Consider the following 10,718-nt stretch of genomic DNA (forward strand, 5'->3'; position numbering starts at 1 on the left):
TTTATATTGCCCAAAGCGACACTAATTTTTCCTAAACGGTCACAATAGCTGAATTATATTGCCCCTTCTCTAAATATGAAACAAAAGACTGCTTTAATCCTATTGATATAGAATGATATGTTCGCTAATAATAAACATAGATGATTATTATGACTAGAATGGAGAAGTAAAGCAGATGTTTAAAAAGGGTTTAGCAATCTTTGTTGCCATGTTTGTTTTATGTACAGGATTTTTCCCACTTAAACCGGTCCAAGCTGCGACAAGCGTAACAAAATATGTCACAGCGACTACATTGAATGTCAGATCTGGTCCGGGAACGACCTACAAAATTATCACAACCGTTAAGAAATACCAAGCTGTAACTGTTTCAGAAACTAGAGGATCGTGGGATAAAATCACTGTTGGCAGTACAACTGGTTGGGCATCCAATCAATACCTAACCACTAAGAATATGGCAGAAGGCTTAAAGACTGTAGGAAACAACAAACAGTTAATACTTGTCACTGCAAATGGCTACAATACCTCAAATGCTGAAATTCGTACATTTGAGAGAAATTCGCTAGGTAAATGGGTACCTGTTTTAACGACAACAGGCTATATTGGTAAATATGGATTTGCGACTGCCGCGGATATGCGTGAAGGCGGAAAGCGGTCTCCCATTGGGAAGTATTCAATTGGAACCACGTTTGGACGTTATGCTAATCCAGGAACCAAGATGCCTTACCGAAAAATCACAAGTGACGATGTTTGGGTAGATGATCCAACTTCTAAACTTTACAACACATGGCAATCAAGAAGTAAAACACAAGGTCAATGGAATAGTGCTGAAAACATGAATATCGCCGCTTATACTTACGGTTTTGTTATCAACTACAATACACAACGAACTCCGTATAAAGGCAGCGCGATTTTCTTCCATATTGGAAGTGGATATACACTAGGTTGTACCGCAACTTCTCAAACGAATGTTGTCAACATCCTGAAATGGCTGGATCCTAACAAGAATCCCGTCATTATTCAAACTCCGATTGATGAGCTAAACAAATACTAAGTTTCCACCATGGAAAAACCAAGCCAACAGAGCATTTCTGTTGGTTTTTTGTTTATCCAGAAACCCCATTTTTCATCCGTTTGAAAAAAATATTCATTTTTTATAAAAAAGTATTGAAGGAAATTACCACCATGTGATATTCTAAGTACATGAAATAGTTAATTAAAAACAATTTTAAAAAAAGCACTTATATTGTTTTTAATTAAAAGAAAGCGCATTTATCACATGGTACACCAGAGGTGAGGGGGGTATTAAGCATAATTCAGGTAAATTAGTAGTAGATTACGAGTTTAGAAAGAGAGTGCCATTTTTTTTAATCTATTAGTGAAGGAAATTACCACCAAAAATTATTTAGTTACATAAGGAAGGAGTGAGGAGTAATGAAAGCAGCAGTTTTTTATGGACCCGATGAACTTAAGCTTGAGGAAGTAAACAAACCGACAATCGATGAACATGAGGTACTGGTAAAAGTTAAAGTAAGTGCTGTATGCGGTACGGATGTCCGCATTTTTGAAGGAAAAAAAACAAAGGGTGTAAGAACTCCTTCCGTAATCGGCCATGAACTCGTTGGGGTTATTGAAGAGGTCGGGGACCAGGTGAAAGGCTACTTTGAAGGAGATCGGGTTGGCGTTATGCCGGTTATTCCATGCGGAAAGTGTTATTACTGCTTAAATGGAAGGGAAAATGTCTGTGCTAACCGGACGGCTATCGGTTATGAATTTGATGGAGGATTTGCTGAATATGTCCGAATTCCACGCACAGCATTAGAGGCAGGTAACGTAGTGAAAATTCCTGATCACATCTCCTTTGAACAAGCAGTTGTTACCGAGCCGCTCGCATGCTGTCTCAACGGTCAAAGAAAAGCCAATGTGAAAATGGGTGATGTCGTTGTTGTCATTGGCGGAGGCCCAATTGGACTCATGCATGTTCAATTAGCGAAAATTGCCGGAGCAAAATCGATTATTTTGAGTGAACCAATCGATCATCGCCGCGAAAAAGGTCTTATTGCTGGTGCGGACTATGCGATCGATCCTACAAAGGATTCTTTAGAGGATTTAGTTCTTAGTGAAACAGATGGACTAGGAGCAGATGTTGTCCTTATGGCAATTGGCATTCCATTCCTCGTGAATTCAAGTGCAAAGCTATTGAAAAAGGGTGGTACCTTAAATCTATTTGCCGGATTTACAAACGGGGTATTATCTGAAATTGATCCTAACGTTATCCATTATAACGAGATTAATATAAATGGAACTTCTTCTTTGACTCGCTCTGACTATCATAAGTCACTATCATTAATTGCTTCCGGTCAAATTAATACAGAGGTCATCACAACAACGGGATATGGCCTGGAGGATATTGAACAGGCGATTGCAGATGTGAAAAATGGTAAAGGCATGAAAACAATTATTACCCAATAAACCAAAAAAATTAAAATTGGAAGAGGAGTGTTTGATGATGGCATTATTAGGAAAAGAAATTCGTATGAAGCGTCTATTAAACCAGCAGGATGGAAAACTATTAGCGGTAGCAGTCGACCAAGCAATGGCACGAGGTATTTTTGATGAATTGATGCCAATCCAACGAAAGATTGATGAAATTGTGGCAGGTGGTCCCGATGCCATGACCATGCACAAAGGAATTGCTGAAATGTGCTTCCATCCACATGCTGGTAAAGCAGGTTTGATTTTAAAATGTTCAACATTTTCACCTTGGCAGCCAAACTATGATGCATGGGTGACTCAAGTAGATGAAGTCGTCCGTTTAGGGGCAGATGCCGTATCAATGGGTTGTATCGTTGGCGGAGATGATCAGCCTGAACAGCTTCGTAATCTTGGAATCATTGCCGGTCAAGCTGCAGCCGTCGGACTTCCAATGATCGCTCATATTTATCCAAGAGGAAACCAAATTCCGGAAGATGAAAAGAATGATTGGAAACATGTAGCCTACGCTGTACGTGCCGGAGCAGAGCTAGGTGTTGATATTGTCAAAACAAAATACACTGGAAATCCAGAAACATTCCGCAAAGTAGTTGAATCTACTCCAGGAAAAGTAGTTGTTGCTGGAGGCGATAACGGCGGCGGTATCGAAGAATATTTCCAAATGGTATATGATGTTATTGATGCTGGAGGAACAGGTATCACCTTTGGAAGAATCGTCTGGAACAACCCAAATCCAACAGCAGTTGTAAAAGCATTTAAAAATATTATCCATAATAAAGGTACTGTCAAAGAGACCATTGAATTATATAATGAGTTAATAAACAAACCAGTATATAGTTAATGAAGGTGATGAGTCATGTCTCATATTATTGGAATCGATATCGGATCGAGCGGAATTAAGGTCGGAGCTATGAATAAGGAAGGAGTATTGCGGTACCTCGAGTACCAGCAATACTCCCTGATTTATCCTAAAATGGGTTTGGTAGAGATAGATTTAGAGGACGTTTGGCAAAAAACGAAAGCGCTTTTATTGAGTGTTTGGAAGCAAGTTGACACAGTTGGTAAAGTGGATGCGATTTCCCTTTCTACTTTTTGCAATAGTTCCGTATTTTTGACGGAAAATGGAGAGTCGTTACATCAAGGTATTACATATTTAGACCAAAGAAGTAGAGCTGAGTGTGACTGGATTAAGAGCACAGTTGGCGAGGACTTGATATTTAAGATAACAAAAAATCGATTAGAACCTGGAATGTATACACTTACAACTTTGTTGTGGTTTAAGAACCATTTTCCTGAAGCTTATAAAAAAATGTATAAATGGGGTAATCTTTCCACGTTTATTATGCATAAGCTTACGGGGCGCTTTGTGATGGATTGGACGCAAGGTTCCTACACCGGCATGTATGATGTTGAAAAATACGAATGGTCTGCAGCCATTTATGAGAAAGCTGGCATTGACCGTGAAAAGCTGCCGGATGTTGTAGCGCCCAGTTCAATTGTTGGAGAATTGATACTCGATGAAGCACCCTTTACTTCTGTTCCCGTCATCGCCGGTGCAGCGGACACAGCATGTTCAACAGTGGCCCTTGGGATCGGTGCCAATGAAATATTTGAATCCGTAGGAACCTCCAACGTGCTAACCACCTGTATGGATAACCCTGATGCCTTGGATGTGCGCTTTATGAATCGATGCCATGTCATTAAAGGCCGCTGGTTATCTCATGGGCCGATGTCGTTTCCGGGTGCAGCCGTTCAATGGTTCTATGAGCAATTTTTAAAACCAGAAGGTTATTCCAAAGAAATTTTAAGCGAGCTGGCACAGGATTCGATACCGGGTGCTGGCGGTGTCTTTTTCCTTCCATATATGCAAGGAGAGAGGACGCCTATTTGGGATGGCGATGCGCGAGGTGTTTTTGCAGGAATTCATTTGAATACAACGAAAGCGGATATGTATCGTGCCGTATTGGAAGGGTGCGCATTTGGACTCAGACAAATCAATGAGATTATTGAAACGAAATATCAGCTTCCTATCGACGGTTTCCCTTCCATTGGCGGCGGTGCCAAAAATAGAGAATGGGCGCGAATTAAAGCAAATGTCTTAAATAAAAAGCTTCATATTAAGGATATTTCTGAAACAGCTGTTTTAGGAGCATGTTTAATGGCTGGTGCAGCGATTGGCTGGTATGCGTCTTTGGAAAATGCAGCAAATGAAATCAGTAACAACACGGTCTTTATTGTTGAGCCGGAGGAAGAACCTGTCAGAACGTATGACGAGTTATATCAGGTATTTAATGAATTATATCCGTCTTTACAATCGTTCTTTGTGTTAAGTGCCACTGCGAGATCGCGGGCAAACAAGGTAAAGAAAGTGGATAGTGAAGTTTTAATTTAAAAGAAAATGAAAACCTTTACAAAAATAGCGAATTGGGGGAAATCAAATGTCAGTACCTGAGGCCAAAGTCAGGGTCAATCATGCACTCAAGCAGAAATCGAACTATCGCTGGTTAGTTCTTTCACTCGTGTTTATTCTTTACATGGTTTGTTATGCAGACCGGACGAATATTGGTGTAGTCCTTCCGTTTATTCAAAAGGAATTTACGTTAAGCAACTTCCAGGCCGGAGCCATATCAAGCTTCTTCTTCTTAGGATATGCGTGTACCCAGATTCCTGCAGGCTTCCTGCTTCGTAAAAAAGGAACTCGTGGAATAGTGGCACTTGCCGTTATTGGTTTTTCAGTGGTTACTTTCTTACTTGGAACAGTGACAGGAGCTGCTTTCTTAGTTATTTTAAGGTTACTATTAGGTGTAGCAGAAGGACCTGTACCGGTTAGTATGACATCGACGATTAACCAATGGTTCCCAGCTAAAGAAAAGGCTACTGCTACAGGATTTTATATTGCTTCAACCCAGCTTGCCCCCATCATTGTACCGATTGTCGCTGCAGCGATTGCTGTATCGTTCGGCTGGCGTTCTGTATTCATCTATTTTTCAATTCCAGGGATATTTATCGCCATACTTTGGTATTTAGTTGTTCGATCAAAGCCAGAAGACAGTTCAAAGGTTTCACAAGCAGAATTGGACTACATCCGTCAAGAAGAAGTGGTTACAACTACAACTACGGAAGTTGACCAAAGAACACTTGGCTGGATTGATAAATTCATTCGTTATCAAAAAGTACAACCAATAAGCTCTCCCAAAAAGGTTTTCACTTCTTGGAATATTTGGGGAAATACGCTTGCCTATTTCTTAATGAACAGTGTGTTATACGGGATGTTAACATGGGTTCCTATGTATCTAGTAAATGCAAAGCACTTCTCATTGATTAAAATGGGCTTCCTTGCTTCCACACCCGCGATTGGTGGACTAATCGGGGCACTCTTAGGTGGTTTAATTTCGGATCGAGTTTTCTTAAAGAGACGTAAACCAACGATGTTAATTACAGCGCTGGCAACAGCGGTTATGATGTTGGTTGTGACACAAATCCCTAACAATAGTACACTTATCGCACTTAGCTTAGGTTTTGCAGGTTTCTTCCTTAATATCGGCTGGCCGTCCTTTACCGCTTATCCAATGGGCTTAACAACTAGAGAGACCTATCCTATTGCAATTGGTACTGTTAACAGTGGAGGAAACCTGGGCGGATTCTTCTCACCAATGATTGTTGGTGCGATCCTTGACGCAACCGGTAATTACAACTTGGCATTTGGATTCTTTGGGATTATGTTAGTCATTGGTTTCTGTGTAATCTTAACATTAAAAGAACCTAAACAAGCTTAATCCAAAAACATACATTGAAAAATGTAATTTTTTTTAAAAAAAGCAGTGAAGGAAATCACCGCCGTATTAAAATGAAAAAACGCGGAAAAATTTTTCCTTAGATAAGAGAGGGATGGATTTCTATGAATATATGTATTTTAGATGGATATACTTTAAACCCTGGTGACTTAAGTTGGGATGCTTTGTTGCAGATAGGGAAGACAGATGTTTACGATCGTACTCCAGAGGAGCTGATAATAGAAAGAGCGTCAACCGCAGAGATTATTTTGACCAATAAAACGCCACTAAACAGGGCAACTCTTGAGCAGCTGCCTCAACTTAAGTATATTGGGGTCTTGGCAACAGGCTTTGATGTAGTGGATACGAAGGCTGCAGAAGAACGAGGGATCGTCGTGAGTAACATTCCGACTTATGGGACCGAGTCGGTATCCCAAATGGTATTTGCCCTTCTGTTGGAACATTGCCATCATGTTCAACGCCATAGTGATGCCGTTATGGAAGGACAATGGGGAAGGAATCCTGATTGGTGCTTCTGGAACTACCCGCTTGTTGAATTGGCTGGTAAAACGATGGGAATCGTCGGTTTCGGGCGCATCGGGCTTCAGACGGCAAGGCTTGCTTCCGCATTTGGTATGCACATTCTCGCCTATGATGCTTATCATCGCGATATTGACCTTCCTAATTTCCAATGGGCAGAGCTGTCTGATTTAATGAAACAATCAGATGTTGTCAGCTTGCACTGTCCGCTGACTCCGGAAACGGAAGGTATGATAAACGCTGAAAATTTATCCCTGATGAAACCGTCCTCTATTATTATCAATACATCAAGGGGAAAACTTGTCAACAACAAGGATTTAGCAGAGGCTCTAAATGCAGGAGTTATAGCCGGTGCCGGATTGGATGTTCTCGCGGTGGAGCCCCCTGAAGATACGAACCCACTGTTGCATGCCAAAAATTGTATTATCACACCTCATATTGCTTGGGCTACTAAGGAAGCACGCAGTCGCTTATTGGATTTGGCAGTGGACAATATCAAAGCGTTTGTAGTTGGAAGATCTAAGAACGTGGTACATTCCAGTTAAAACCTTAGTCATGACAGATATCAGTTCCGGGCAATGGATAATTCCATTGCCTTTTTTTTAGAAATAAAGTAGAAAAGTGTCGAATAAATATTATAAAATCAAAGGAAGGAGGAGTCCATACATGAGTGAATTAAACATAAATACAAATCCGGGATTTTTTACAAGAATAAGTGCAGCGATGTCAAAACTGCGGGACTCAGAAAAAAAGATTATTGAGTTCATTGAACAGAATCCGGAAGAAATTATCCACCTTTCCATTACAGAAGTAGCTGAGAGAAGTGAGACAAGCGAATCCTCCATTGTCCGTTTATGCAAGCGGCTTGGCTATAAAGGATTTCAAGATTTAAAAATTAACTTGGCAAAGGAAGTAGTCGCCCCTGAAATGCAGATTCATGAAGCGATTGAAAAAGGCGACAATGCGGTTACGATTAAAAAGAAGGTTTTTCAGTCAAACATTCAAGCTTTATATGATTCCATTGAAGTTTGTAGTGATGATGAAATTCTTAAGGCCGTTGAAGCCATTGCCAATGCCCGTTTAATTGAGTTTTATGGAACAGGTGGATCAGGAACGGTTGCTCTTGATGCACAGCATAAGCTTTTAAAATTAGGGATTAAATCATTTGCTTATAACGATTCGGTTCTTCAGGCGATGTCAGCGAGTGTACTGACAGAACAGGATGTCGTCATTGGCATCTCACATACGGGAGCAAATACTGACGTATTGGCTGCGATGAAATTGGCAAAGGAAGCAGGTGCCACCCTTATTTGTATTACCAATTCATCTAAATCGCCCATAACAAAAATTTCAAATATTATTCTGCAAACCGCTTCGAAGGAAACATTATTCCGTACAGATGCGATCTCATCAAGGATTGCTCAATTAACCATTATTGATATTCTTGTCGCAGCTGTAGCAAATCAAAAATACGAATTTAGTCAAGAAAACCTTCAGAAAACACGCCATTCAACATCTGAAAAAAAGCTGTAGCTTATTAGAAAGTTACTCTTTTTTTAAAAATGTATTGAAGGAAATTACCACCACGTGATAAGATGATAATATGAAAAATATTTTCAAAAATTCGAAATATTGTGTGGTGGATTTGTGATGGCGTACCAATTAAAGAAGAGTTTTAAAATGTTTGCTTTAAATTCTAATCAAGAGCTAGCTAATGAGATGGCTACGCTGTTGGGCTGTGAGTTGGGGAAATGCTCTGTAACAAGATTTAGTGATGGAGAAATTCAAATTAATATTGAAGAAAGTGTGCGGGGAAGTGAAATATATGTCATCCAATCTACTTCCCAGCCCGCTAATGAACATATTATGGAGCTTCTCATCTTTATCGATGCTTTAAGAAGAGCCTCGGCTCAAATTGTTAACGTTGTCATACCATACTATGGCTATGCGCGGCAGGACCGGAAGGCTCGTTCTCGTGAACCGATTACGGCCAAATTAATTGCAAACCTTTTAGAAAGGGCTGGGGCGGACAGGGTCATTACAATGGATCTTCATGCTCCCCAAATTCAGGGCTTTTTTGATATTCCGGTTGATCAATTAATTGGTGTCCCGATCCTTGCTGAGTATTTTGAAAATAAAGGATTACAAGATATTGTTGTCGTCGCCCCCGATAACGGTGGGGTCGTACGAGCAAGAAAAATGGCGAGTCGTTTGCATGCTCCCATTGCTTTTATTGATAAAAGACGCCCTCGACCGAATGTTGCCGAGATCATGAATATCGTAGGAAATATTGAAGGCAAAGATGCCATTATTATCGATGACTTAATTGATACTGCGGGGACGATTACCTTAGCAGCCAATGCCTTAGTTGAGAAAGGGGCAAAAGCTGTTTATGCCTGCTGTACCCACCCAGTTCTCTCAGGCCCAGCCATTCAGAGGATTCAATCTTCAGCCATTAAAGAACTTGTTGTAACAAATACCATTGAGCTGCCGGAAGAGAAAAGGATTGATAAGATTACGTGTTTATCATTAGCACCATTATTGGTAGAAGCCATTGATCGAATTCATAATGAAAGATCGGTAAGTCCGTTGTTTGAATAAGAGTTACAGATGCTTTTTTTCTACGATGTGAGAAGATAAAAATTTTTAACGAGGAGGTCGCCATGAAAATTGTCATTGCTCCTGACTCATTCAAAGGTAGTATGAGTTCAGAAAAAGCAGCGAATTCCATCCAAAAAGGAGTATTACGTGCGTTCCCTGAAGCAGAGACGATTCTATTGCCTGTCGGGGATGGAGGAGAAGGGACATTAGATACACTCGTAGCAGCTACGCAGGGACATAAGGTTTCCGTTAATGTTAAAGGTCCTCTTGGGGACATGGTCGAGGCGGAGTACGGAGTTCTAGGTGATGGAGAAACCTGTGTAATTGAAATGGCAAAGGCCTCTGGGCTTGTGCTTGTCCCTATATCTCGTTTAAATCCTTTAAAAGCCACAACCTATGGAACGGGCGAATTAATAAAAAAAGCTTTGGATGACGGATATAAATCCTTTATTCTTGCCTTGGGTGGGTCCGCCACCAATGACGGAGGGGCAGGGATGCTGCAGGCCCTGGGGTTAAATCTACTTGATGGAAGCGGGGCAGAAATTGGATTGGGAGGTGTTGAGTTAATAAGAGTTGCCTCTATAGATCAGTCGAATTTTGACTCAAGGATTGCCGAATGCAAATTTCTTATTGCATCAGATGTCCAAAATCCTTTCATAGGTCCAGACGGGGCATCAAATGTTTTTGGCCCCCAAAAGGGTGCTACTCCTGAGGACGTAGAATTTTTAGATGAATGTTTAAAAAATTTCGCAGACGTAATTGAAAAGGAAACTGGAGTACACCTTCATGATCTGCCCGGCGCCGGTGCAGCAGGTGGAATCGGTGGTGCTTTTCAAGCTTTTTTCCCTTCCAATATGAAGCGAGGAATAGACGTTGTCATAGAATATACAAGGTTAAACCAATTAGTCGAAGGAGCAGACCTTGTGATTACAGGGGAGGGAAAGGTGGATTTTCAAACAGCATCGGGGAAAACACCAATGGGCGTTGCGCAGGCAGCCTCATCGAAAAATATTCCCACTATTATTCTAGCAGGCTCTATAGGACATGGAGTTGAAGCGCTTTATCAGCACGGCGTTGTAAGCGTCAACAGCATTGTCAACAGACCGATGTCGTTAACAGAAGCAATGGATCGAGCCTGTGAACTAACAGAATTCACCGCTGAGCAAGTAGTTCGTTCATTCTTTTACAAGTAGGAAGCATGGGGACGGTTCTCATGCTTCTTTGTGCGCTTGGCAGCGCTTCGCTCTAAAGGGTGTAAGTCCCTAACATGCCGTTGTGGCGGAAATGTAAAGCTGACAGGTAGTGCGAGTGCCG

At 41.0% G+C, this 10,718-nt stretch carries 9 protein-coding genes; all 9 read left to right on the forward strand.

Going from position 1 to position 10,718, the window contains the following annotated elements; all coding sequences use genetic code 11:
* Positions 1-175 precede the first annotated feature (175 nt).
* The 9 genes from JOC76_RS28670 to JOC76_RS28710 all read left to right on the forward strand — a co-directional run bounded on the left by JOC76_RS28670 (position 176) and on the right by JOC76_RS28710 (position 10,597).
* Positions 176-1,051 carry an SH3 domain-containing protein gene (locus JOC76_RS28670; RefSeq protein WP_205182186.1) on the forward strand — a complete coding sequence of 292 codons (876 nt, stop codon included), beginning with the start codon at positions 176-178 and terminating at the stop codon, positions 1,049-1,051.
* Between the two features lie 380 nt (positions 1,052-1,431).
* Complete coding sequence (locus JOC76_RS28675) at positions 1,432-2,469, forward strand: zinc-dependent dehydrogenase (protein ID WP_205182187.1); 1,038 nt, start codon at positions 1,432-1,434, stop codon at positions 2,467-2,469.
* Between the two features lie 34 nt (positions 2,470-2,503).
* On the forward strand, positions 2,504-3,331 hold the full coding sequence (locus JOC76_RS28680; protein WP_239558098.1) for a class I fructose-bisphosphate aldolase: 828 nt from the start codon (positions 2,504-2,506) through the stop codon (positions 3,329-3,331).
* Between the two features lie 15 nt (positions 3,332-3,346).
* A complete protein-coding gene (locus JOC76_RS28685; protein WP_205182188.1) occupies positions 3,347-4,882 on the forward strand; it encodes a xylulokinase in 1,536 nt (511 codons plus the stop codon).
* A gap of 46 nt (positions 4,883-4,928) precedes the next feature.
* Entirely contained in the window at positions 4,929-6,266 is a 1,338-nt protein-coding gene (locus JOC76_RS28690; protein WP_205182189.1) for an MFS transporter, read from the forward strand.
* Positions 6,267-6,388: 122 nt separating this feature from the next.
* Complete coding sequence (locus tag JOC76_RS28695; protein WP_205182190.1) at positions 6,389-7,348, forward strand: D-2-hydroxyacid dehydrogenase; 960 nt, start codon at positions 6,389-6,391, stop codon at positions 7,346-7,348.
* A 121-nt stretch (positions 7,349-7,469) separates the two neighbouring features.
* Positions 7,470-8,336 carry a MurR/RpiR family transcriptional regulator gene (locus tag JOC76_RS28700; RefSeq protein ID WP_205182191.1) on the forward strand — a complete coding sequence of 289 codons (867 nt, stop codon included), beginning with the start codon at positions 7,470-7,472 and terminating at the stop codon, positions 8,334-8,336.
* A gap of 117 nt (positions 8,337-8,453) precedes the next feature.
* A complete protein-coding gene (locus JOC76_RS28705; RefSeq protein ID WP_205182192.1) occupies positions 8,454-9,404 on the forward strand; it encodes a ribose-phosphate diphosphokinase in 951 nt (316 codons plus the stop codon).
* A 62-nt stretch (positions 9,405-9,466) separates the two neighbouring features.
* Entirely contained in the window at positions 9,467-10,597 is a 1,131-nt protein-coding gene (locus JOC76_RS28710) for a glycerate kinase (protein ID WP_205182193.1), read from the forward strand.
* The last annotated feature ends 121 nt before the right edge of the window (positions 10,598-10,718 follow it).

The sequence above is a fragment of the Neobacillus cucumis genome, assembly GCF_016908975.1.
GTDB lineage: Bacteria > Bacillota > Bacilli > Bacillales > Cytobacillaceae > Neobacillus > Neobacillus cucumis.